The sequence below is a fragment of the Streptomyces sp. NPDC088910 genome (genome assembly GCF_044749865.1).
GTDB lineage: Bacteria > Actinomycetota > Actinomycetes > Streptomycetales > Streptomycetaceae > Actinacidiphila.
In genome coordinates this window covers 550,011-572,258 of record NZ_JBIVIV010000001.1, presented here as the reverse complement: position 1 = coordinate 572,258, position 22,248 = coordinate 550,011, and the positions used below count along the sequence as shown (strand labels likewise).

Genomic DNA, 22,248 nt, shown 5'->3' with positions numbered 1-22,248 from the left:
TCGGTGCCGGTCCGGGGCACCTCCTCGAAATGCGGCTGCCTGGTCTCCTGTATCCGGCACCCTTCCTGTCACCGCATTTCTGCGGGGGCACCCCGGCCCGTCCCCTTCCGGTACGTCGGCGTCCGCCTGTCCGGTGGGGGTGGCCGGGGGAGGGGGGCCAGGAGGGGAGGACCCGAGGTCCCCGCATGCCTCATCTGTCCGTGCCGGTCCGTATGAAGGGAGCCCCGATGTCTCAGCCTGGCGACCGACCCCCGGCGCTGCCGCCCGCTGTCGACTCCATGACGTTGCTCGTCGCGGCCGTCATCGTCCACGACACCGTTGCCGACCGGGTCCTGCTGCTCCAGCGCGGTGAGCGGTCCAAATTCGGCCAGGGCATGTGGGACCTCCCGGTCGGCAAGAGCGACCCGGGGGAGCCGGTCACCGCCACGGCCGTGCGCGAGCTGTACGAGGAGACCGGCCTCACCGTCGACCCCGGCGATCTGGCTCTCGCTCACGTCGTGCACGGCGCGTGGGGCGTGGAGTCCCCGGCCGGGTTCCTCACCGTGGTCTTCGCCACCCGCACCTGGCACGGCCAGCCGGAGAACCGCGAGCCCGGCAAGCACAGCCAGGTCCGCTGGACGCCCGTCACCGACCTCCCCACCCCCATGGTCCCGTCCACCGACCTCGCCCTCCGCTCCTACCTCGACGGCGGCCTGGCCATCTCCCTCCACGGCTGGCCCCCGGCACCCTCACCCGATCCCCGTCCTCCCTCATAACCCTCCACCCCTCCCCGCCCGGCCCGCACCCCTCGCCTGCCCTGGGCGGACGGCCAGTCGCGCAGGGCCCGGACCCCACCCAGAGGTACCGACGAAATGGGCCTTACCGAGTGACGAAACGCAGGCATGGGCCGGTCGTTGGTGCGGCTCGCCGGTTGCGAGGACTCTTCCCACGTCGTGGCGGGTGGCGATGGTGCTGTTCTTCGAGGCAGGAGGGCGTCCTGGTCCTGGTCGGGTCGGTTTGGGTGCACGGGGCAGCTCGCCGTCGTGGTCGAGCCAGGCCGCCCGTTTCGTGAGGCGGGGATGGAGCCGGTCCCAGGCCCGGGCGGTGGCCTTCCCGTAGAGTCGGGTCTCGGTGACGGTCACCGCGTGTTCCTGGCTCCAGGTGTCGGGCTGTCCGAAGACGAACTCACCACCATATTTGGGCGGTCGCCCGGCTGTGACCAGTTCCTCCACGACTCGGCGGAGCTGGGCGACCGTGACGGCGCAGACGTCGGCGCCGGGTTCGAGGCGGACCGCGTCCAGAGGTGCGGTCCACGAGGTCCGGCCGCTCTCCAGGGCGACGACGATCGAGTAGGGCCAGCCTGGGATCATCCGGTGCTCGTCCTTGTCCCGTCCGTAGGTGTGGCAGAACGAACGGTCCGGCGCGGTGCCGGCGACCGGCCGCAGCCACGGGCTCACTGCCACCGCCAAGATCAGGCGGCCGTCGGCCGCCCGCGGCAGCTCGGCCAACCGCCGTCGCAGCCGGTCCCGTCGACTGCACCGTTGTTCAGCGCGACATAGAGGGAGCCGTGTCCGCGTCGGTGCTCGGGCGCCAATGACAGGTCCACCAAGGTCTTGACCGGTCCGTCCGTGCACAGCAACGCGTCCGCCAGCTCGAACAGCGCGTCACCCCGCGCGGTGAGGGAGTCGTAGAAATCGCCCCGAAAGCGTGACAGTCTCGCGAATGCCTGCTGGCGGGCGTCCTGGTGGAGCAAACCCGGCACTGCGGCCTCCATGTCGAACCCTGTTCCCCGTAGCTGAGTTCAGGATTATGCGAAGGCCGACCCTTCGTCCGGAGAATCCCCGTTTGGGTGGAAGCCGCCCCTCTTGAAGCGCTCAGGCACTGACGTCCTCAACCACCTCGCAGTCCCCAGTCGTCCAGGCCCGAATAGATCAGCGCGGTGCGTGCTCTGGGAAAGGAGAGGGATTCAGCCTCACCCGTGTACATCGCCACCAACGATTCGCTTCCCCGCCACCACGTGTCGGCCAGGCCCCGCACCTCTACTACCGGCTCGTAGGCGTCCAGGTCGATGCCGTCGACATCATCGCCCGTGACCTTGGTGATCTGCTTTGCCCACATGGATGCGTGGTGAGTCAGCGCGAGCGACTCCACCCAGCCCTCGACGGTCGCGTGGAGTGGCGTCCAACGGTCCGCATGGATGCCGAACTCATCATTTGGTCCGATCATGAACGAGTAAGGGACGGCGGTACGCTGCGGTCCGGCTTCGAACCACCACCCTTCGGAGGCAGAGCCTTCCGGCGAGTCCGGATCGAAGAACTTGGGGCCGCCGTCGTACTGCGATGCAGGCGGCAGGAGCAGACCGCCCCAACGTTCTTGACACGCCGCCATCCGTTCGATCGTCGCTGCTGGAATAGCTCGCTCCAGCCACCACTGCCTGTGCACCTCGACGGATCGGAGGTCTACTTTGACGCCGTGCGAGCTGACGAACGACCGGGCGCGTGGCGTCAGGCCATTGGGCACGCTGTTGAAAAGATTAAGGTCCACCAGGGTGACGCTACCGAGCCGCGATACAGGATCCGGGCCCAGGGCCCGCCCGCCAGCAGTAGCGATGCCCACTGGCGTGACCACAACACTCTCGGGCACACCGCAATACCGGTCCGAGCTTCCGGGACACCGACTCGATGATCCCCCGGACATTAAATGGCAAGCTCAGCTTGTTCTTTATGGTCTGAGCCGCTTTGAGAGTGCGTGACACGACTCGTTCAGCTGCTGAGTAGGGTTGTGGTCATGGCCAAGGGGATGGGGCGGCGGCCCAAGGCGGATCTGGACAGCGGCATCGAGGACGTGACGCTGTCCATCCTGGAGTGGCTTGGCGAGCAGGGAGTCGGTGCCATGATCCGGGTCGACGCGGAGCGCATGCGTGACGGTCAGCCGGCGTGGACGTTCGCTGCTTCAGGTGGGCCGCTGGGCGGTGGGATGAGGGCGGACGGGGCCTCGGTCGCCGAGTGCATGGACGTGGCACTGCTTCGATTGCGCGAGGCCGGGCTGGCTGTTCCATTCTGACGTTGTACTCCGTCTCTGAGCTGATCGCGTTCGATGATGCTTTCGGGGCGTCTGGTGGTCTTGCCCACGTCGTAGCGGGTGGTGGGGTGCCGGTTTTTCGAGCCGGGTGGCCTGCCGGGGCCCGGCTGGCTTGGTTTGGGTGCATGCGCCGGGCAAGGCAGGTTCGGGCGGAGGTTCCTGAACCCCCGGCGGACTTGGGCCGGGGTGAGTCGGCCGGGCCCGGCGGGCTTCTCCCAGGGGTGGCGTAAGTCGGCGGCGGCCTCGCGCAGGAGGCGGATCTGGGTGTGGGCGGCGATGATCAGCCAGGTCCAGCGCTCGTCGGCCTCGGGGGTTCGCAGCTTCGGACGGGTCCACCCGAGGGTCTGTTTCATCAGCCTGAGGAGGTGCTCGATGTCGAACCTCCTCAAGAACGCCTGCCAGCGCACGTCGACGTCCTCGCTGTTCAGGCCAGTGGCGGACGACCAGAGCCAGAGCGGGAGTGGGTCGCCTCCGCCGGGCAGGCGGTCGACCTGGAGGCGGATCAATGTGCCTTCGATGACGGGGAGTTCGCCGGTGTAGTCGATCCAGGCGGAGCGGGTGGTCAGACGGGGGTGGATGCGGTCCCAGGCCATCGCGCGGGCGGTGCCGTACCGGTCGGTGACCTGCTCGGTTGCCGCGTCCGGCTCGCCCCAGGTCTCCGGCTTGGCGAAACGGAGCTCCTTGCCGTGCTTCGGCGGTCGCCCGCCATGGGGGTAGGACAGGGCGTACTTCTTGAGCGAGGGCGTCGGCCGTCGCATGACGCGGTCGGAGCGCATCCGCCCCAGCACCTCGACCGGGAGGCCGGCCAGGAGGTGGGCCATGCGCGGGGCGTCGTAAGCGGCGTCGAAGACGATGAGGATGTCGCGATCGCCGAAGTGCCAGCGGCTTATCTCGATCAGGTCCGTGACGACCCGGCGGAGTTGGGCGGCGGTGACCTCGGCGACGTTGTCCTCGGGTCCGAGACGGACGGCGTCCAGGAGCTGGCACCAAGACGTCCGGCCCGATTCGAGGGCGGCGACGAAGGAGTACGGCCAGCCGGGGATGAACTGGTCCGAGGACCGTCCCACGCCGGTGTTCGGCCGTCAGCGTCAGATTCACCGGCGTGGTCACCGGCCCGTCCGCGCACAGCACCGCGTCGATCGGTCGGCCCCGCGCGCGGTCAGACAGTCGAAGAAGTCGTTCCGGAAGTGTGATGCCACCGCGTACGCTTCGCGCCGGACATCGTGATGCAACAGACTCATTCCCCATGGCCTTCTTACTGGTCAAGTGCCTCTTTGGTCGGAGCACATGATCAGACGGAGGCCGTGTTCACATCCCCAGAATCCCTGTATGAGTGATCACGTTCGGGGCACTGTTCGAGGTCAGACCATAAAGAACAAGCTCAGCTTGTCGTTTAACGTCCGGCTTCGAACAAGCGGGCCCCGTAATGGCAGGCTGTGGTCGTGAGAATCGCGAGAGACGACCAGCCAAGGCCGCTGTCGACATGCTGGCTCTACTGGATCGCCGTACCGACCGGGGACCAAGCGGGAGTCATTGCGTCCCTGGGCCTCACCCGGCCCGTACCCGTGACGTTCGCCGAGGCCGAGGCTGTCATCGACGAGGACGGCCACGGAGAGGCCGAGGACAATCCGGACGGACTGGCCCAGGTGTACGTGAGCCCCGAGATCGAGGGATGGACTCTGGTGATCGGCCCGTGGTGCGATCCGTGCAACACCGACAGAAGTGACGAGGTCCTGCGCCTGTGCGTCGACCTCAGCTCCCGCTACGGAGTCGCGCAGGCGTACTACTGCGGTACACAGAACGACGGCTCGGCCTGGCTGATCGCAGAGCACGGGGTGGTGGTGCGGCGCTACTGCGAGACCGGCCAGGTCGACGACGGACTCCTCACACTGGGGGAACCGCTTCTGCAGGAACGGGCGGAGCGGGAGCGGATGGGTCTGCCGCCCGTCTGGGAGGAGAGCGCGCGCAACGGTGATGCCGAGGAGAAGTGGAAGTGGCGTGCCTTCGACATGGCCGACGAGATCGCCTCGGCCCTGGGCGTCAATCCGCTCACGCTGACTGAGTCGATGCGCGTGCACGGCGTCGGTGTTCTTGCGGAGACACCTGCTCCAGTGCGCTGAGCGTTGAGTTCAGCATTTCGCCGCGGTCCTTCTCCGTTTGGTGCCCTTCTCGTGGTGGGCAGGGCGGGCGTACGCCTCGCCGGTAGCCAGGAATCTGCCCACCTCGTAGCGGGCGGCGGGCCGCTGGTTCTTCGATCCCAGAGGCCGGCCGTGCCCGGGGCGGGTGGGTTTCGGCGCCCGCGCTGGCGAGGGGGACTTCGTGTGGAGGTTCCGGAACCCGCGTCGGACGCGGGCGGGGGTGAGCTTGTTCGGTTCCGCCGGCTTCTCCCAGGGGTGGCGGAGGTCGGCGACGAGCGGGCGGGCGAGGCGGAGCTGGGTGTGGGCGGCGATCACCAGCCAGGTCCAGCGGTCGGCCGCCGCCGAGTCGCGCAGGCGCGGACGCGTCCAGCCCAGCGTCTGCTTGAGCAGGCGGAACGTGTGCTCCAGGTCGAACCTCCGCAGGAACGACTGCCAGCAGCGGTCCACGTCGTTCGGGCGGCGCCGGTGCGCGACCACCAGAGCCAGACCGGCCGGTTCACCCCGCCGCTGGGCAGCTCCTCGACGGCCAGCCGGATCACCGTGCCTTCGAGGAGCGGCAGCTCGCCGTCGTGGTCCAGCCAGGCCGCACGGCGGGTCAGGCGCGGGTGGAGGCGGTCGCAGGCCCGGGCGATGGCCGTGCCGTAGCGGCGGGTGGAGGTGGTGGTGACCGCTTGCTCATCACCCCAGGTTGCGGGGTCGCCGAAGACGAACTCTCCACCGTGCTTGGGCGGCCGACCGCCGGCCGGGTTCGCCGCCGCGAACTCCGCGCGGCTGGGCGCCGGACGGCGCATCACCCGGTCCGAGCGGAGCCGGCCAAGGATCTGCACCGGCAGGTCGCCGAGCAGGTGGGCGATCCGCGGGGCGTCGTAGCCGGCGTCCATCACCACCAGCACCTCCGGATCGCCCGCCGTCCACTGCCAAGCGCCGATCAACCGGGCTACCACGTCGCGGAGTTGGGCGGCGGTGACAGCCGCGACGTCGGCGCCGGGCTCCAGCCGCACCGCGTCGAGCACCGCCGTCCACGATGTCCGGCCGGTCTCCAGCGCGACGACGAACGAGTACGGCCAGCCCGGGATCATCTGGTGCTTGGCGTCGCCGCGGCCGAAGGTGTGGCAGAACGAGCGGTCCGGGCAGGTCCCGGCGTCCTGCCGCAGCCACGGCGAGACGTCCACCGCCAGCACCAGGCGGCCGTCCGCAGCGCGGGGCAGCGGCAGGCCAGCTCCGACCGCAGCCGGTCGACGTCCACCCGGCCCCGGTTCAGCGCGGCGTACAAGGCGCCGTGCCCGCGTCGGTGCTCGGGTACCAGCGCCAGGTCCACCATCGTCCGCACAGGCCCGTCGCTGCACAGCACCGCGTCGGTCAGCTCGAAGAGCGCGTCGCGCCGCCCGGTCAGGCAGTCGTAGAAGACCCCCGGAAGCGTGACAGTTCCGCGAACGGCTCGCCCCGCACACCCTGCTGCACCACACTCATCACTGCGGCCTTCGCATCAAGTCCTGTACCTCTTGGTCGAGTTCAGGATCATGCGAAGGCCGCACCGCCGTCCCGGGAACACCCGAACGAGTGATCACCGGACCCGCTTGTTCGAAGCCGGACGTTAAACGACAAGCTCAGAGCCTGTTTCCGATCCCGGGTTCGGCTGCCCGGTCCTGAGGCTCAGCGGTGACCTGTGGCGAGGACTCGAAGTCTCACTGCGAGTAGGGTCGCGATCACGACAATAAAAGGTGCGCTGTTCGACGCGTCCGGGACCCTGCTACGGATCGAGTCGGCGTAGAGCTGGCTTCGTGGTGTGCTCGACGACCGTGGCATCGAGGCTTCCGACACGGAGGTGCGCCTGTACGGGGAGCGGCTCGACGTAGCAGGGGCTGTACCTGGCGGCACTCCGCCTCGGGCGGTGCCGGATCAGCTGGCCGCGGTGTGGCAGGCGCGCGACCGCAGCGAGGAGGCGCATCGCGCCGCGTTCACCGGTCTGGCGCGGCAGGCAGAGCTGCCCTGGGTGGGTCTGTACGACGCGCTGTACGGGCGGACGTTCCAGGCCGCCGCGTGGCGGCTCTGTCCGGATGCACTCGACGTGGTGCGGCGCCTGCGTGAACAGGGTGTACGGATCGCGGTCGTCAGCAACGTCGGCTGGGACCGGCGGCCGGTCTTCGACGCGCTCGGCCTCACGCCGGACATCGACGCAAACGTCTTCTCGTACGAGGTGGGCGTGGACAAGCCCGATCCGCGGATCTTCCAGCTCGCCTGCGACCGGCTGGGAGTCGACCCGAGGGGCTGCGGGCTGTGATCGAGATGGTGATGTAACCCTGCCGCGCGCGGCGACTGCGAATGTGAGCCAGCCCAGCGCCCGCGGTGGAACAGTGGGATCAGCCGGGCTCCGGCGAGGTAGTGGTCAACACGCCGACCGGCGTGTTGAAGATGATCAGTCGCGTGAGGCTTTGCGAGAAGCTGGCTGTCCGCTTCCTTGGGAGCTTCGGCGGGTGATGCGCCTGGTCATGAGCGTGATCGCGGCCCAGGTGATCAGCGATTCCGTCGGCCCCGACGATGGTGATCTCGGGACGCATGAGCCGCAGCCGAGAGAGGACTTCCTTGGCCGCGTTGCGGTCGGTCATGTCGGCCGGGGTGGCCATCACGAACAGCGGCAGGCCCTTGGTGTCCCCGACCAGGTGCCGCTTGCGGCCATTGATCTTCGTCCCGCGTCGTAACCGCGGGAGCCGCGGCAGACGGTGTCGGCGACTTCGATCTCCTCGGGCAGGCATCCACCACCCACCGCAGAGCCGGCGCGGCCCCGCGGCCGTGGAAAGACCCGGCCCGCTTCTCCGACCGAGCGTCAGACCGTACATACGAACATCACAACGAGCGACCGCAAGTGACCGAGTTCTGGCCGAAGAGGCCATTCAGGCGCGTTCGCGACGCGGCCACTAGGACCGTTCGCCGAACGGTTCCTTTCACGCCCCCCCAGGTTCGGGTCACACACCGCCGCGAGCAGTAGATCGCGTTCGAACGGCGATCCACCCCCACGACCCACGTCGCCCCGCCCTCCACGCACTCAGCCCGGTCGGCCCCGCTCAACTCCGCGGCCACACGCTTCCGAAACCGCTGATCCTGCCGCCACTTCCTACCGCGGCAGGCCGACGAACGGAACCTCGTCCAAGCTGGAGCCACCGACGGCAACCGTCTCCCGCAGCCCCAGCCCAGGACCCAGAGCTACCCAAAACCGAGGCTCAGACACAAGCGCTCACCTGCGCGGAACTCCATGCGTCGGAGGTCACGTCCCTGCAGGTCAACAAATCTGTCGGGTGTCCGGGACCGCGAGCTTCGCGGACATCCTGCATCGCGGCATGCCCCCACGGTGACGCACCGGCAGCACGCTGCGGGCGGGCTACGTCATCAACTCGATGTGCGGATGTTCGGCATTCGCCGTGCAGACGAACAGATGCTGCCGGTAGCCGCTGCCTATCTGGACCCCGGTCGCGTTGTAGCCGCGGTGGCCCGGGTACGGTCCGGCACCGGGGTGGGGGTGCGGAGACCAGCTGTTCCCGGCGTCGTCCCCTTCCTCGAACGTGGCGACGGTCATCAGGACCTCCATACGGGTACCGCACTCGGAGCAGCGTTCCGGGTCGGGGTCGGTGGAGTCCCAGGCGGGCCAGCCGCCGACCTTCCAGCCGGGTGCGTTGGACAGCGCGCAGTCGTAGTACGTGTCCGGGTCCATGTCCTCCTCCGCCGCCTGCGGCACGTCCCACTGCCTGATCCGCTCCCGCAGTTCTTCGCTCAGCTCCAGATGGTCGGGATACTCGGTGATCTGCTCCGGTTCGAGCACGCACGGCTCCGGCAGATAGCCGTCGAACTGCACTGCGGGCGGCTCGGGGGGCGTGTCGAGGACGTCGGTGACAGCGGCTGCCGAACGCCAGACGAGCAGGGTCCTGGGCATGATCGGATGATCGAAGGGGCACCACAGCACCTGCAGAAGGTCCTTGCCCTCCGGCGGCCGCAGATCGGGCACATCGCGTGCGTACAGTTGCGCGACGGGCAGCATCTCTATGGGGCCGTCGTACGACTGAACCGCCAGCCACACTGGACGCGTCCGAGGGGGCCGGATCCGTTCAAGGGCTTCCCGTTCCTCGGCGTTCAGGTCCCGGCCGTACGCGCCGGCGAAGATCCGGCGTTCCTGCCGCAGCTCCGCCGGGGACCGGACCGGGTTGACGCCGTCCACCACATGCGGTTCCTCGCAGTACGGCCACGGCTCGTCGGCGGGCCACAGCAGCGGCCCGCCGATCGAGCTGTCGTGCCGCGTCGGCGCACCGGGACGCGGGTGCAGGCGGGTCGCCGTGCGGGCCAGTGGGGCCAGTTCGGGAAAGACCGCGACAACGTCGATCGGCCGTGGCGGAGTGACGGGAGTGACATTCATGGCCGCAATCTTGCCAATCTCCTCTGACAACGGCCTTCGTGGCCCGCCCCACGAAGAGCTCCGGCACGGGCGCCACCCGGGAGAAGCCCTACCACCGGTCCGCCGCCGGAAGATGGCCCGCGAACAGGTCCACGATCGCCGCGTGGCTGTCCGTCCACGCGCGTGATTCGTCGCCACGTACCACTTCCATTCGGGTGCTATGAGATACCTTGGCGCGCCGCAAACCCGGCCGGGAGCTGCATCCACAGAGCTCGGGATCCCACCCACCCCCACCGGATTGTCGGGCGCCGACGTACCCGAGCCCGCCCACCCCCCTTCCCCGGCCACCCCCACCGGACAGGCGGACGCCGACGTACCGGGAGGGGACGGGCCGGGGTGCCCCCGCAGGGGGACGAACGGACAAGGCCAGAAGCAGGCGCAGGTGCCCGCAGGTTCGTCGCCCGAGGAGGTGCCCCGGCCCGGCACCGACCAGGCACAAGCGGCACCCGCAGACGAAGAAAGCACCCGCACGGGTGGGCGGGCGGGCGGGAAAGACAAGCCGCACAGCGGCGACCCGCAAGCGGCGGATAGCATGCACACGACCCGTATCCGTACGAAAAGGGGGCCGCCACCATGGCGGGAGAGCCGCAGGCCAACTGCCTGTTCTGCAAGATCGTGGCCGGCGAAATCCCCGCGACGATCGTGCGTGAGACCGAGACCACCGTCGCCTTCCGCGACATCAGCCCCCAGGCCCCGACCCACGTCCTGGTGATCCCCCGCGTGCACTACCCGGACGGCGCCGCCCTGGCGGCGGCCGAACCCCTGGTGGCCGCCGACGTGCTGCGCGAGGCGGGCGAGGTCGCGGCGCAGGAGAAGGTCGACACGACGGGCTACCGGATCGTCTTCAACACCGGCCCCGGCGCCGGACAGACCGTCTTCCACGCGCACGCCCACGTGCTCGGCGGGCGCGACCTCCAGCGGCTGGTCTGAGGTCCGGCCTTTGTCGGTACGCGAACTGGTCGTCCTCGGCACCGCCAGCCAGGTGCCGACCCGGCACCGCAATCACAACGGGTACGTCCTGCGCTGGGACGGCGAGGCGATCCTCTTCGATCCCGGCGAGGGCACCCAGCGGCAGATGCTGCACGCGGGCGTCGCGGCGCACGACCTCACCCGGATCTGCGTCACGCACTTCCACGGCGACCACTCGCTGGGCCTGGCGGGTGTGCTCCAGCGGATCAGCCTCGACCGCGTCCCGCACCCGGTCACCGCGCACTACCCGGCCAGTGGGCAGCGCTTCTTCGAGCGGCTGCGGTACGCCACCGCCTACCACGAGGCCGCCGACCTGCGCGAGGCGCCGGTCGCGGCCGACGGGGTGCTCGCGACGACCCCCGCCTTCACGCTGGAGGCGCGCCGGCTCTCCCACCCGGTCGAGTCGTACGGCTACCGGCTCGTCGAACCCGACGGCCGCCGGATGCTCCCCGAGCGGCTGGCCGAGCACGGCGTCGCGGGTCCCGACATCGCCCGGCTGCAACGCGACGGCGGTCTCAACGGCGTCACGCTCGACCAGGTCAGCGAGGTGCGGCGCGGCCAGCGCTTCGCCTTCGTCATGGACACCCGGCTGTGCGACGGGGTCCACGCCCTCGCCGAGGGCTGCGACCTGCTGGTCATCGAGTCGACCTTCCTGGACGAGGACGCGGGACTGGCCGCCGACTACGGCCATCTGACGGCCGGTCAGGCCGCCGCCGTCGCACGGGACGCGGGCGTACGGCACCTCGTCCTCACCCACTTCTCGCAGCGCTACGGCGATCCCGCCGTCTTCGAACGGCAGGCGAGGACGGCCGGTTACCAGGGCGAGCTGACCGTCGCCCACGACCTGATCCGCGTCCCGGTCCCGCGCCGCCGCTGAGCCCGAACCCCCTGAAAGCGAACCCCGCCATGCCCCCCATCCCCAAGGCCAAACTGCACCTGCACATCGAGGGCACCCTGGAGCCCGAGCTGGCCTTCGAGCTCGCCGCGCGCAACCGGGTCGCGCTGCCGTACCCGACGGCCCAGGCGCTGCGGCAGGCGTACTCCTTCACCGACCTCCAGTCCTTCCTCGACCTGTACTACGCGCTGATGGCCGTCCTGCGCACCGAGGAGGACTTCGCCGAGCTGATGGGCGCGTATCTGGCGCGGGCGGCGGAGCAGGGCGTACGGCACGCGGAGGTGTTCTTCGACCCGCAGGCGCACATCGCGCGCGGTGTGCCGATCGGGACGGTCGTGGAGGGCCTGGCCGGGGCGCTGGAGCGCGAGGGGCGGCGGCACGGGATCAGCGGCGGCCTGATCATGTGCTTCCTGCGGGACGAGTCCGAACGGTCGGCGCTGGACACCTTCGAGGCGGCGCGCCCGTACTTCGGCTCGGGCGCCGGCCCCGGCCTCATCACCGGCGTCGGCCTGGACTCGGCGGAGGTCGGGCACCCGCCCGCGAAGTTCCGCGAGGTGTACGAGCGGGCTGCGGCGGCCGGGCTGCGGCGGGTCGCGCACGCGGGGGAGGAGGGGCCGCCCGCGTACATCGGCGAGGCCCTCGACGTGCTGGGCGTGGAGCGGATCGACCACGGCATCCGCTGCCTTGAGGACCCGGCGCTGGTGGCCAGGCTGGTCCGCGAGCAGGTGCCGCTGACGGTCTGCCCGCTGTCCAACGTCCGCCTGCGCTGCGTCGGTTCACTGGCCGCCCACCCGCTGCCGCGCATGCTCGCGGAGGGCCTGCGCGTCACCGTCAACTCCGACGACCCCGCCTACTTCGGCGGCTACGCGGACGACAACTTCGCGGCGGTGCGCGCCGCCCTCGCTCTCACCGAGGAGGACGAGCGCACCCTGGCCCGCAATTCGTTCCTCGCCGCCTTCCTCGACCACGACGAGCCGCGCAGGGCGGAGTGCCTGGCCGAGGTGGAGGCGTACGCGTTCGGCTGACGCCTCTTCGCGTCCTACGGCAGGAAGTACATCGGGTTCGGCAGCTTGAAGGACTTGTCCGCGTAGCCGCCGGTCAGGTCGCTGTACTGGTCGCCGAAGTTGCCGACGATGTTGTAGCCGAGCGACTCGATGTGCTTGCGGGTACCGGACTTGTACTCGATGGTCGTGCACGTCGAGCCGCACGGCAGGTACGACGGCGGGCTGGCCGCGTTCTTCAGGTAGAGGTGCGCGGCGTCGGCGGCCGGCTTGTAGCCGACGGCGGCCAGATTCCGTACGGTGTCGGCGCGCTGGGCCTCCGGGCGGCCGGTGACCCAGAAGACCGTGATGCCCTGGTCCGCCGCCCAGTTGGTCAGCTTCTCCATGCCGAAGACGGCGTCCATGTTCTTGTTCGCGATGTACGCCGAGTTGCTGGCGGGCGTGTAGGCGAAGCCCACCTCCAGCTCGTAGTTGTACGTGTTCAGGCTGGTGTCGTCGACGTCCAGCACGATGGCGGGCTTGGCCGCGTGGCCGCCGTGGCCTCCGTGGCCGACCTCGTGGGCCAGATACTGCTTGGCCTTGGCCTCGATGCCCGCGACCTGCTTGGCGTAGTTGCTGCTCGGCGACGCGAAGTGCTCGCCCGAGGCGTCCACGGTGTCGCCGTAGTACGCCTTGATCTCACTGACCACGTCGGTGAGGTTGGGGATCTGCTTGTCGCTGCGCGGCACGGAATCGTGGGCGCCGGCGACGCCGACTCCGTAGACCGTGGCGCCCAGCGACGCCGCGACCACGGCGACGGCCAAGGTGCGGGTGCGGGCGGAGAGTCGGGCTCGGGGCATGACGGTGCTCCTTCAACGCTCGGTTGGTGCCGGTGAACCTAGACCCGTCGATCCTGGCTGGTCAAGGGAGGTCTACGCGCGTGGCACCGAGTGCGGGGTCCGTCAACTCGTTTCCCTTGAGTTAACCCGCAGTTCAGAGGCCGTTGCGCCGGGCGGGCCGTTGCGCCGGGCGGGCCGGATGGGCCGGGCGGCCCGGATGGGGCCGGCCGGGCGCCCGCCCGTCAGCGTCGGACGTCGTCGGGGAGCGCCGCCGCCAGGATTCGCGCCGCGACCGCCGGGGAGTCCACCAGCGGGTGCAGCGCGAGCGCCCGCAGCGCGGCCCGGCGCGAACCGGTGGCCGCCGCCTCGATCGCCGCCCGCTCCACGGCCTTCAGCTCCAGCATCAGCCCCGCCTGGTGCTCGTCCGGCGCCGCCACCGGCAGCGGCCTCGCCCCGAACGCCCCGACCTCGCACGGCACTTCGACCACGGCCTCCGGGTCGAGGAACGGCACCGCCCCGCCGCCCGGCACATTGAGGATCAGCGTCGTCCGCTCGTCCCGCGCGATGGCCCGCATCAGCGCGAGCGCCACCCGGTCGTAACCGCCGCCGTCCAGATCGTGCGGGTCGCGCTCCCAACCGCCGGACGCGGCACGGCTGTCCGCCATGTACGTCTCCTCGCGCTCCCGCCGGGTCCGCTCCCACAACTCCTGTGCCCGGCCCGGCTGTTCATCGGCCGCGACGAAGAACGCGCCCTGCTGCCGGTCCAGGAACTCACCGCGCGTGGCGTCCGTGGCGCGCACCGCGGCCAGCGACTCGCGCCGGAAGTAGTAGTAGTGCAGGTACTCGTTGGGCAGCGAGCCCAGCGCGCCCAGCCACTCGGGGCCGAAGAGCCGGCCCTCCTCGAAGGTGCCGAGCGCCGCCGGGTCGGCCAGCAGACCCGGCAGCAGGTCCGTACCGTCGACCGTCAACTTCCGCAGCCAGCCGAGGTGGTTGAGGCCCACGTAGTCGTAGCCGAAGCCCGGTCCGTCCGGGTCCGCGCCCGCCGCCCGCGCCGCCCGCCGCACCAGCCCCACCGGCGAGTCGCAGATCCCGATCACCCGCGGGCCCAGCACCCGGCTCATCGCCTCGGTCACCATCCCGGCCGGATTCGTGAAGTTGATGACCCACGCGTCCGGCGCCACCGCCTTGACCCGTTCCGCCACCGCCGTCGCGACCGGCAGCGTCCGCAGCCCGTACAGTACCCCGCCCGCGCCGACCGTCTCCTGGCCCAGCACGCCCTCGGCCAGCGGCGCCCGCTCGTCCGAGACGCGGCCCGCGGTGCCGCCGACGCGGATCGCCGAGAAGACGAACCGCGCTCCGCGCAGGGCGTCGTCCAGGTCCGTCGTCGCCCGCACCGGCGGGCCGCCCGGCATCGTCGCCAGCACCGCCGTGATCACCCGCAGCCGCCGCGGGTCCGTGTCGTACAGCACGACGTCACTGACCGTGGGGTCGTCGAGCAGGGCTCGGTACACGAGGGGGACGCGGAAGCCGCCGCCTCCCAGAATCGTCAGGCGCATGCGCGGTGACCTTCCGTCCTGCCTGGCTGATGTCGTCCCCCGGATCTTCCCCCGGCGGGGGCTCGCCGCGCCCACCGGCCCCGCGGTGCGGCAACCGACATCAGGTGGCGGTACGTGCAGCCCCGGGCGCGGACGCCGTGGCACAGTGACGGGATGGACGACATGCCCGTTCTCGACCCCCTCGGCACGCTCCGCGCGGCGGGCGACCCGGCGACCGACGTCTACCTGACCGGCACCGTGTTCCTGGACATCATCTTCACGGGACTGGACAGCGCGCCCGTACGCGGCACCGAGTCGTGGGCGCGGGGGATGGGTTCGAGCCCCGGCGGGATCGCGAACATGGCGACGGCGCTGGCGAGGCTCGGGCTGCGGACGACGCTGGCGGCGGCGTTCGGGGACGACGTGTACGGCGACTACTGCTGGGACAGCCTGTCGTCGGGCGAGGGCATCGACCTGAAGCCGTCGCGGCGCATCCCCGGCTGGCACTCGCCCGTGACGGTGTCGATGGCGTACGAGGGCGAGCGGACGATGGTCAGCCACGGGCACGAGGCGCCGCCCGCGCAGGAGTCGGTGCCCGCCTGCCCGCCGCCCGCGCGGGCGGCGGTGGCGTCGCTCGGGCACCACGGCAGGGCGGGCGACCAGGAGCGGGACCAGGAGTGGATCGGGGCCGCCGCCGCCTCGGGGACGAAGGTCTTCGCGGACGTCGGCTGGGACGAGACCGGCCGCTGGGACCCGGCAGACCTGGATGGGCTACGGCACTGCGCCGCGTTTCTGCCGAACGCCGAGGAGGCCATGCGGTACACCCGGACGGCCTGCCCGCGCGAGGCCGCCAGGGCTCTGGCCGAACGGGTGCCGCTCGCGGTGGTGACCCTCGGCTCCGAGGGCGCCTTCGCCGTGGACTCCGGCAGCGGAGAGACGGCCGAGGTGCCCGCCCTGATCGTGGAGGCCCTGGACCCCACGGGCGCGGGCGACGTCTTCGTCGCCGGATTCGTGACCGGCACGCTCGCCGCCTGGCCGCTGGCCGACCGGCTGGCCTTCGCGTCGCTGTGCGCGGCGCTGTCCGTGCAGGAGTTCGGCGGCTCGCTGTCCGCGCCCGGCTGGGCCGAGATTGCCGCCTGGTGGCAGCAGACGAAGGCGCGGGCGCGGGCCGCCGCGGACCCGGGCCCCTGCGACCCCGCCTCCCCGCTCGGCCGCTACGCCTTCCTCGACGCCCTGCTGCCCACCGACCCCCGGCCCTGGCCGCTGCGCCGCGCGGTCCCCACCGTCGGCTTCCGCCCCGCCTGAGCCCCGGCCCGCGAGCCGCTCCCCGCACCCCCGCCCGCACCCTCGCCCGCGCCCCTGCCCACGCGGCTCCCCGCGTGGCTCCCCGTGCCCCTTCCGCCGCGGGCACACCGCCAAATCCCCTCGGCGGGCGCGGCGCGGCGTCGTACGCTTGGAACCCCCAGGCCCCTCCGGGCCTGCCGATCAGCAGAAAGCGGGATGAGCAGGCCCTAGCGCCGGCCCATGACTCAGACACCGACCAAGCAGCAGCCGCAGCCGCCGCAGCAGGCGCGCGCCCACTTCGTCGTACCGGCCAAGCACCCCATGGTGACCGTCCTGGGATCGGGAGACGCTCTCCTCCGCGTGATCGAGCAGGCGTTCCCGGCCGTCGACATCCACGTCCGAGGCAACGAGATCAGCGCCGTCGGCGAAGCCCCCGAGGTGGCCCTGGTCCAGCGGCTCTTCGACGAGATGATGCTGGTGCTGCGCACCGGCCAGCCGATGACCGAGGACGGGGTGGAACGCTCCATCGCCATGCTCAGGGCCAACGGCACGGCGGTCGACCCGGACGCGGAGACGCCCGCCCAGGTCCTCACGCAGAACATCCTGTCCAGCCGCGGCCGCACGATCCGCCCCAAGACGCTCAACCAGAAGCGGTACGTGGACGCGATCGACACCCACACCATCGTCTTCGGCATCGGCCCCGCGGGCACCGGCAAGACCTACCTGGCCATGGCCAAGGCCGTCCAGGCCCTCCAGTCCAAGCAGGTCAGCCGGATCATCCTCACCCGCCCCGCGGTCGAGGCCGGCGAACGCCTCGGCTTCCTGCCCGGCACCCTCTACGAGAAGATCGACCCGTACCTGCGCCCGCTCTACGACGCCCTGCACGACATGCTCGACGCCGACTCCATCCCCCGCCTGATGGCAGCGGGCACGATCGAGGTCGCCCCGCTGGCATACATGCGCGGTCGCACGCTCAATGACGCGTTCATCATCCTCGACGAGGCGCAGAACACCAGCGCCGAGCAGATGAAGATGTTCCTCACCCGGCTCGGCTTCGACTCGAAGATCGTCATCACCGGTGACGTGACGCAGGTCGACCTGCCGAACGGGACGAAGAGCGGGCTGCGGCAGATCCAGGACATCCTCACCGATATCGAGGACATCCACTTCTCCCGGCTGACGAGCACGGACGTGGTGCGCCATAAGCTGGTCGGACGCATCGTGGACGCCTACGAGCGCTACGACGACAGCATCGCCGGCGCGACCGGTGCCAACGGAAAGTAACCACTTCACCATCATGGCGATCGACGTCAACAACGAGTCCGGCTGGGAGATCGACGAGCGGGCGGTCCTGGACGCCGCCCGCTACGCCCTTCAGCGCATGCGAATCCACCCGCTCTCTGAACTGTCGGTGATCGTGGTGGACGCCGACGCCATGGAGCAGCTCCACATGCAGTGGATGGACCTGCCGGGGCCGACGGATGTCATGTCCTTCCCGATGGACGAGCTGCGTCCGGGGAAAGAGGACGAGGAGCCGTCGCAGGGGCTGCTCGGCGACATCGTGCTCTGCCCCGAGGTCGCCAAGAAGCAGGCGGAGGAGGCGCCGACGAAGCACTCCATGGACGAGGAGCTGCAACTGCTCACCGTCCACGGCGTCCTCCACCTGCTGGGCTACGACCACGAGGAAGCCGACGAGAAGGCCGAGATGTTCGGTCTGCAGAAGGCCATTCTGGACGGCTGGCGCGACGAGCAAGGGGCCGAGGGCCCGTCGCCCGCGCCCACCACCCACTGACGCCGACGGTGACTTCCGCATGATCGTCTCCGCTGTTGTCCTGGTCGTCGTCGCCTGGCTCGCCGCCTGCGCCGAGACCGCCATCGCCCGCGTGTCCCGCTTCCGCGCCGAGGACGCGCTGCGTTCCGGCCGCAAGGGCGCCGCCAATCTGCTGGCCGTGGCCTCCGACCCGACCCGCTACCTCAATGTCGCCCTGCTGCTGCGGGTCGGCTGCGAGACGGCCGCGGCCGTCCTGATCACCGTCGTGTGCGACCGGCACTTCGACAGCACCTGGGAAGTCCTCGCCGTCGCGATCGGCGTCATGGTGCTCGTGTCGTACGTGGCCGTCGGCGTCTCGCCGCGCACCATCGGCCGCCAGCACCCGATGAACACCGCGACCGCCGCCTCGTACGTCCTGCTGCCGCTGGCCCGCGTCATGGGCCCGGTGCCGGGGCTGCTGATCCTGCTGGGCAACGCGGTGACGCCCGGCAAGGGCTTCAAGCGCGGCCCGTTCGCGAGCGAGGCCGAGCTGCGCGCGATGGTGGACCTCGCGGAGTCCGAGTCGCTGATCGAGGACGAGGAGCGCCGGATGGTGCACTCGGTCTTCGAACTGGGTGACACCATCGTCCGCGAGGTGATGGTGCCGCGGCCCGAACTGGTCATGATCGAACGGTTCAAGACGATCCGTCAGGCCATGACGCTGGCGCTGCGCAGCGGCTTCTCCCGTATCCCGGTGACCGGGGAGAGCGAGGACGACGTCGTCGGCTTCGTCTACCTCAAGGACCTGGCGCGCCGGGTGCACATCAACCGGGAGTCGGAGTCCGAGCCGGTCTCGACGCTGATCAGGCCCGCGTCCTTCGTGCCCGACACCAAGAACGCCGGGGACCTGCTGCGCGAGATGCAGCAGGAGCGCAACCACGTGGCCGTGGTGATCGACGAGTACGGCGGGACCGCCGGGATCGTCACCATCGAGGACATCCTGGAGGAGATCGTCGGCGAGATCACCGACGAGTACGACCGCGAGACGCCCCCGGTCGAGGAGTTGGGCGAGGGCTCGTACCGCGTCACGGCCCGCCTGGACATCGGCGACCTCGGTGACCTGTACGGGGTGGAACTCGACGACGACGACGTCGAGACGGTGGGCGGGCTGCTCGCCAAGTCCCTCGGCCGGGTCCCGATCCCCGGTGCCACCACGGTGGTGCCGCTGCCGGAGGACGGGTCGGGCGACCGCGGTACGGCCGCGCTGCGGCTGACGGCCGAGGCGCCCGCGGGCCGCCGCAACCGTATCCACACCGTCCGGGTCGACCCGGTCGCGGAGGTCCCGGCCTCCTGAGACCCCCGGCCTCCTGAGACCCCCGGCCTCCTGAGACCCCTGGGCTTCTGAGGACGGTCGGCCGGTCAGGGGCGGGTGCGCTCGGCGAGGAAGCGGCGGGCGTGGGCGAGGAACGCCTTGGCGGCGGGGGACGCGCCCGCGTGCTCCCGCCAGGCCAGCGCCAGCCGGGAGCGGACCGCGGGCCGGGTCAGCGGCAGGACGCGCAGGCCGGGGCGTGAGGCGGCGAGACCGGCCGGCAGGAGCGCGACGCCGAGGCCGCGCTCCGCGAGGGCGGCGAGGACTTCAGGGTTGCCCGCCTCGAAGGCGATCCGGGGCGTGAAGCCCGCCGCCGCGCACGCGGTGTCGACGGCGGCCCGCAGCCCGGTGCCGGTGGGCAGGACGATCAGGGGCCGCCCGTCGAGCGCCTTGACGGGCATGGTCCGGCGCCCGGCCAGCGGGTCGCCGGGCGCGACGGCCGCCACCAGCGCGTCGTCGATGACCGTCTGCGTCCCGATGCCCTCGGGCGGTTCCCCGGCGATCCCGGCGAAGGCCAGGTCGTAGCGCCCGGCGCGCAGCCCGGCCAGCAGCCGGTCCGAGGTGTCCTCGCCGAGCGTGATCTCCACGCCCGGATACGCGTCGTGGAAACCGGCGAGCATCCCCGGCACGTCCATGTCGGCGCCCAGCGAGGTGACGGCGCCGATCGCGACCCGGCCGCGTACCAGCCCGGTCAGCTCCTGCGCCGCCAGCCGCGCCCCGGCGACGGCGTCGAGCGCGGCCCGCGCGTACGGCAGCACCGCGCGCCCGGCCTCGGTGAGCCGCACGGTACGGCCCGAGCGGTCGAACAGCGGCTGCCCCAGCTCCCGTTCGAGCTGTCTGACCTGCGCGCTGATCCCCGGCTGCGCCACGTGCAAGGCGGTCGCCGCCCGGGTGAATCCCGCCTCGTCGGCCACCGTCACGAAGTATTCGAGCTGCCGCAGTTCCATAACCGGACATGCTAGCTCGCAGAAGATCCAGATCTTGGACTTATGGACGGGGGCCGTCGAGAATGGACAGCGGGGGAACCGAGGAGCACACGAGGGAGCGCCACACCATGACCGAGAACCGCGCTTACGCCACCCACCCGGAGGACATCGCCCGGCTGTTCGTGGAGCGGGTCGACTCCGGTGACCTGGAAGGGATTCTGGAGCTCTTCGAACCGGACGCGGTGGTCGCCTTCCCGATCGACCGCCCGTCGCGGGGCACGGCGGCGCTGCGCGAGCTGTACGCGGGGCTGCTCGCCGCCAAGCCGGTCTTCGAGGTCGAGGAGCCGCTGCCCACCCTGATCAGCGGTGACCTCGCGCTGACCTCCACCCGCCCGAAGGACGGCACGGGCGGCCGGGTCCAGGTCGCCCGCCGCCAGCCGGACGGCCGCTGGCTGCGCGTCCTGGACCGCCCGGAGAGCTGAGCCCTGGCCGCTCAGACCCCGGCTGTACGGCCGCGGCCGAGCCCCACCGCGACCATGACCGCCACCGCGAGCAGTACGGCCGCGTCCACCGCCAGCGCCAGGTGGATACCGGACAGCAGGTGCGCCCGGCTGGACGCCAGCGCGGAGAGCAGCGGGATGCCGACCGTCAGACCGATTTGCTGACTGCTCGTCACCAGTCCGGTGGCCAGGCCCTGTTCGTGGTCCGGCAGTCCGGACGTCGCGGTGATCCCGTACGAGACGATCACCCACAGGTGGCCGACGCACGCCAGCGTGACCCCGGCCATCGCCAGCCATGTGCCGGAGGAGCCGGGGCCGAGCAGGACCAGCACGGCGGTCAGCGCGCCCTGCACGACCAGACCGGCCAGCAGCGTGCCGCGGGTGCCGATCCGGCCGATCACCCGCGCCGCGGTCATCCCCGTGACGGCCGCGGCCACGCCCTGGACACCGAAGACCAGGCCGGTGCGGAACGCCGACAGGCCGCGGATCTCCTGGAGGTAGAGGGTGAGCAGGAAGACCACCGTGCTCATCATCGAGAACGTGGCGAGCCCGGCCAGATTGCCCCAGGCCACCGTGCGTCGGCGCAGCATCGGCAGCGACACCAGCGGCTCGGCGGCCCGCGACTCCACCGCCACGAAGGCGGCCAGCAGCGCGACGCCCAGCACCAGGGCGGCGATCACGTCGGCGCCGCCGAAGCCGCGCTGCGCGGCCGTGGACAGCGCGTAGATCACCGCGAGCAGCCCGCCGGTCACGGTGACCGCGCCGGGTACGTCGATCCGCGGGCGGCGCGGGTGCCGCGACTCGGTGAGCAGCGCGGGCGCGGCGGCCAGGACGAGGACCCCCGCGGCGGCCAGCAACGCCATCGTGGACCGCCAGCCGAAGGCGTCGGTGAGCGTGCCGCCCATCACCATGCCGATGGTGAAGCCCAGCGACAGCAGTGTGCCGCTGATCCCCAACGCCCGCTCCCGCAGCGGCCCTTCGGGGAAGGTCGTGGTCAGCAGCGACATGCCGGTCGGCACCACGGCCGCCGCGCCCAGGCCCTGCACGGCCCGCGCGGCCAGGAAGGCCGCCGGGTTCCAGGCGAGGGTGGCCAGCAGCGAGGCGGCGGCGAAGACCGCGAGACCGGTCAGGAACAGCCGGCGCCGCCCGTACAGGTCGGCGATCCGGCCGAAGAGCAGCAGGAATCCGCCGGACGGCAGCGCGAAGGCGGTCACCGCCCACTGGAGATTGGCCCTGCTCATACCGAGGTCGGAGCCGAGGACGGGCAGCGACACGTTCAGGATGGAGAAGTCCAGGGAGATCATGAACTGGGCGGCGCAGAGCACGAGGAGCACCAGCTTGGCGCGGATGCCGAGGTGTTGGGGAGCCGGGGCGCGCAGGGCGCCCGTCGTGCCCGAGGCGGGGCCCGTGCCGGGGCCCGTGCCGGGGCCCGAGGCGGACGTGCTCGAAGGGGACGCGGTGGTGTCGGTTGCCATGCGACCACCTTCCGGCGATCCACGGGCCGGTGGGGAGCCGCCCTTTATGCTGGTGGCCGGACCACCAGCCAGGCCGCAGGCCGAGGG

General features: G+C 71.1%; 17 protein-coding genes and 4 pseudogenes. 11 read left to right on the top strand and 10 right to left on the bottom strand.

Annotated elements, in window-relative coordinates:
* Positions 1 to 227: 227 nt before the first annotated feature.
* Positions 228 to 755 (top strand): NUDIX domain-containing protein, encoded by a 528-nt coding sequence (locus ACIP4Z_RS02505; protein WP_401304456.1) that lies wholly within the window; start codon positions 228 to 230, stop codon positions 753 to 755.
* 252 nt (positions 756 to 1,007) lie between these two features.
* On the opposite strand, the pseudogene ACIP4Z_RS02500 reads toward ACIP4Z_RS02505, so the two are convergent.
* The 3 genes and pseudogenes from ACIP4Z_RS02500 to ACIP4Z_RS02490 form a co-directional block, all read right to left on the bottom strand.
* A pseudogene (locus ACIP4Z_RS02500) lies at positions 1,008 to 1,753 on the bottom strand (transposase); the annotation flags it as partial.
* A gap of 116 nt (positions 1,754 to 1,869) precedes the next feature.
* The gene (locus ACIP4Z_RS02495; protein ID WP_401304453.1) at positions 1,870 to 2,523 is read right to left on the bottom strand and encodes a hypothetical protein; all 654 of its coding nucleotides are present in this window, start codon (positions 2,521 to 2,523) and stop codon (positions 1,870 to 1,872) included.
* Positions 2,524 to 3,056: 533 nt separating this feature from the next.
* A pseudogene (locus ACIP4Z_RS02490) lies at positions 3,057 to 4,301 on the bottom strand (transposase); the annotation flags it as partial.
* 324 nt (positions 4,302 to 4,625) lie between these two features.
* Here ACIP4Z_RS02490 and ACIP4Z_RS02485 point away from each other — a divergent pair.
* Complete coding sequence (locus ACIP4Z_RS02485; protein ID WP_401304450.1) at positions 4,626 to 5,180, top strand: hypothetical protein; 555 nt, start codon at positions 4,626 to 4,628, stop codon at positions 5,178 to 5,180.
* 9 nt (positions 5,181 to 5,189) lie between these two features.
* On the opposite strand, the pseudogene ACIP4Z_RS02480 reads toward ACIP4Z_RS02485, so the two are convergent.
* Positions 5,190 to 6,668, bottom strand: a pseudogene (locus ACIP4Z_RS02480) (NF041680 family putative transposase).
* Between the two features lie 316 nt (positions 6,669 to 6,984).
* Between ACIP4Z_RS02480 and ACIP4Z_RS02475 the strand changes: the two are divergent.
* Complete coding sequence (locus ACIP4Z_RS02475) at positions 6,985 to 7,479, top strand: HAD family hydrolase (protein WP_401304447.1); 495 nt, start codon at positions 6,985 to 6,987, stop codon at positions 7,477 to 7,479.
* A 79-nt stretch (positions 7,480 to 7,558) separates the two neighbouring features.
* On the opposite strand, the pseudogene ACIP4Z_RS02470 reads toward ACIP4Z_RS02475, so the two are convergent.
* Both ACIP4Z_RS02470 and ACIP4Z_RS02465 read right to left on the bottom strand, forming a co-directional pair.
* A pseudogene (locus tag ACIP4Z_RS02470) lies at positions 7,559 to 7,905 on the bottom strand (transposase); the annotation flags it as partial.
* 669 nt (positions 7,906 to 8,574) lie between these two features.
* A complete protein-coding gene (locus tag ACIP4Z_RS02465) occupies positions 8,575 to 9,600 on the bottom strand; it encodes a hypothetical protein (protein WP_401304444.1) in 1,026 nt (341 codons plus the stop codon).
* A gap of 612 nt (positions 9,601 to 10,212) precedes the next feature.
* Between ACIP4Z_RS02465 and ACIP4Z_RS02460 the strand changes: the two genes are divergently transcribed.
* The 3 genes from ACIP4Z_RS02460 to ACIP4Z_RS02450 are packed head-to-tail and all read left to right on the top strand — an operon-like array spanning position 10,213 to position 12,528.
* Positions 10,213 to 10,569, top strand: coding sequence for a histidine triad nucleotide-binding protein (locus ACIP4Z_RS02460; protein ID WP_355344491.1), 357 nt, complete (start codon positions 10,213 to 10,215; stop codon positions 10,567 to 10,569).
* 10 nt (positions 10,570 to 10,579) lie between these two features.
* The gene (locus ACIP4Z_RS02455; RefSeq protein WP_391160282.1) at positions 10,580 to 11,485 is read left to right on the top strand and encodes a ribonuclease Z; all 906 of its coding nucleotides are present in this window, start codon (positions 10,580 to 10,582) and stop codon (positions 11,483 to 11,485) included.
* Between the two features lie 29 nt (positions 11,486 to 11,514).
* On the top strand, positions 11,515 to 12,528 hold the full coding sequence (locus ACIP4Z_RS02450) for an adenosine deaminase (RefSeq protein WP_401304438.1): 1,014 nt from the start codon (positions 11,515 to 11,517) through the stop codon (positions 12,526 to 12,528).
* A gap of 14 nt (positions 12,529 to 12,542) precedes the next feature.
* Here the strand turns inward: ACIP4Z_RS02450 and ACIP4Z_RS02445 are convergent, their stop codons facing one another.
* Together ACIP4Z_RS02445 and ACIP4Z_RS02440 are read right to left on the bottom strand one after the other, a co-directional pair.
* Positions 12,543 to 13,343: an HAD family acid phosphatase gene (locus ACIP4Z_RS02445; protein ID WP_401304435.1), complete on the bottom strand. Its 801-nt coding sequence runs from the start codon at positions 13,341 to 13,343 to the stop codon at positions 12,543 to 12,545.
* A 221-nt stretch (positions 13,344 to 13,564) separates the two neighbouring features.
* Complete coding sequence (locus ACIP4Z_RS02440) at positions 13,565 to 14,878, bottom strand: 6-phospho-beta-glucosidase (protein WP_401304432.1); 1,314 nt, start codon at positions 14,876 to 14,878, stop codon at positions 13,565 to 13,567.
* 153 nt (positions 14,879 to 15,031) lie between these two features.
* On the opposite strand from ACIP4Z_RS02440, the gene ACIP4Z_RS02435 reads away from it, so the two are divergent.
* The 4 genes from ACIP4Z_RS02435 to ACIP4Z_RS02420 all read left to right on the top strand — a co-directional run bounded on the left by ACIP4Z_RS02435 (position 15,032) and on the right by ACIP4Z_RS02420 (position 19,245).
* Positions 15,032 to 16,162, top strand: coding sequence for a carbohydrate kinase family protein (locus ACIP4Z_RS02435; RefSeq protein ID WP_401304429.1), 1,131 nt, complete (start codon positions 15,032 to 15,034; stop codon positions 16,160 to 16,162).
* Positions 16,163 to 16,381: 219 nt separating this feature from the next.
* Positions 16,382 to 17,425, top strand: coding sequence for a PhoH family protein (locus ACIP4Z_RS02430; RefSeq protein ID WP_188280805.1), 1,044 nt, complete (start codon positions 16,382 to 16,384; stop codon positions 17,423 to 17,425).
* Positions 17,426 to 17,438: 13 nt separating this feature from the next.
* The gene (gene ybeY / locus ACIP4Z_RS02425; RefSeq protein ID WP_355344834.1) at positions 17,439 to 17,933 is read left to right on the top strand and encodes an rRNA maturation RNase YbeY; all 495 of its coding nucleotides are present in this window, start codon (positions 17,439 to 17,441) and stop codon (positions 17,931 to 17,933) included.
* Between the two features lie 19 nt (positions 17,934 to 17,952).
* The gene (locus ACIP4Z_RS02420) at positions 17,953 to 19,245 is read left to right on the top strand and encodes a CNNM domain-containing protein (RefSeq protein ID WP_391047492.1); all 1,293 of its coding nucleotides are present in this window, start codon (positions 17,953 to 17,955) and stop codon (positions 19,243 to 19,245) included.
* A 65-nt stretch (positions 19,246 to 19,310) separates the two neighbouring features.
* Here the strand turns inward: ACIP4Z_RS02420 and ACIP4Z_RS02415 are convergent, their stop codons facing one another.
* A complete protein-coding gene (locus tag ACIP4Z_RS02415; protein ID WP_401304424.1) occupies positions 19,311 to 20,207 on the bottom strand; it encodes a LysR family transcriptional regulator in 897 nt (298 codons plus the stop codon).
* A gap of 107 nt (positions 20,208 to 20,314) precedes the next feature.
* Between ACIP4Z_RS02415 and ACIP4Z_RS02410 the strand changes: the two genes are divergently transcribed.
* A complete protein-coding gene (locus ACIP4Z_RS02410; RefSeq protein WP_401304422.1) occupies positions 20,315 to 20,668 on the top strand; it encodes a YybH family protein in 354 nt (117 codons plus the stop codon).
* Between the two features lie 11 nt (positions 20,669 to 20,679).
* On the opposite strand, the gene ACIP4Z_RS02405 is transcribed toward ACIP4Z_RS02410, so the two are convergent.
* Positions 20,680 to 22,161: an MFS transporter gene (locus ACIP4Z_RS02405; RefSeq protein WP_401304420.1), complete on the bottom strand. Its 1,482-nt coding sequence runs from the start codon at positions 22,159 to 22,161 to the stop codon at positions 20,680 to 20,682.
* Between the last annotated feature and the right edge of the window lie 87 nt (positions 22,162 to 22,248).

What these genes read in the sequence shown, in the direction of transcription:
- ACIP4Z_RS02450 (WP_401304438.1), top strand. Translation starts at nt 11,515, where the DNA reads ATGCCCCCCATCCCCAAGGCCAAACTGCACCTGCACATCGAGGGCACC.
- ACIP4Z_RS02415 (WP_401304424.1), bottom strand. Translation starts at nt 20,207, where the DNA reads ATGGAACTGCGGCAGCTCGAATACTTCGTGACGGTGGCCGACGAGGCG.
- ACIP4Z_RS02445 (WP_401304435.1), bottom strand. Translation starts at nt 13,343, where the DNA reads ATGCCCCGAGCCCGACTCTCCGCCCGCACCCGCACCTTGGCCGTCGCC.
- ACIP4Z_RS02405 (WP_401304420.1), bottom strand. Translation starts at nt 22,161, where the DNA reads ATGGCAACCGACACCACCGCGTCCCCTTCGAGCACGTCCGCCTCGGGC.
- ACIP4Z_RS02420 (WP_391047492.1), top strand. Translation starts at nt 17,953, where the DNA reads ATGATCGTCTCCGCTGTTGTCCTGGTCGTCGTCGCCTGGCTCGCCGCC.
- ACIP4Z_RS02460 (WP_355344491.1), top strand. Translation starts at nt 10,213, where the DNA reads ATGGCGGGAGAGCCGCAGGCCAACTGCCTGTTCTGCAAGATCGTGGCC.
- ACIP4Z_RS02465 (WP_401304444.1), bottom strand. Translation starts at nt 9,600, where the DNA reads ATGAATGTCACTCCCGTCACTCCGCCACGGCCGATCGACGTTGTCGCG.
- ACIP4Z_RS02440 (WP_401304432.1), bottom strand. Translation starts at nt 14,878, where the DNA reads ATGCGCCTGACGATTCTGGGAGGCGGCGGCTTCCGCGTCCCCCTCGTG.
- ACIP4Z_RS02505 (WP_401304456.1), top strand. Translation starts at nt 228, where the DNA reads ATGTCTCAGCCTGGCGACCGACCCCCGGCGCTGCCGCCCGCTGTCGAC.
- ACIP4Z_RS02430 (WP_188280805.1), top strand. Translation starts at nt 16,382, where the DNA reads ATGACTCAGACACCGACCAAGCAGCAGCCGCAGCCGCCGCAGCAGGCG.
- ACIP4Z_RS02435 (WP_401304429.1), top strand. Translation starts at nt 15,032, where the DNA reads ATGGACGACATGCCCGTTCTCGACCCCCTCGGCACGCTCCGCGCGGCG.
- ACIP4Z_RS02410 (WP_401304422.1), top strand. Translation starts at nt 20,315, where the DNA reads ATGACCGAGAACCGCGCTTACGCCACCCACCCGGAGGACATCGCCCGG.
- ybeY (WP_355344834.1), top strand. Translation starts at nt 17,439, where the DNA reads ATGGCGATCGACGTCAACAACGAGTCCGGCTGGGAGATCGACGAGCGG.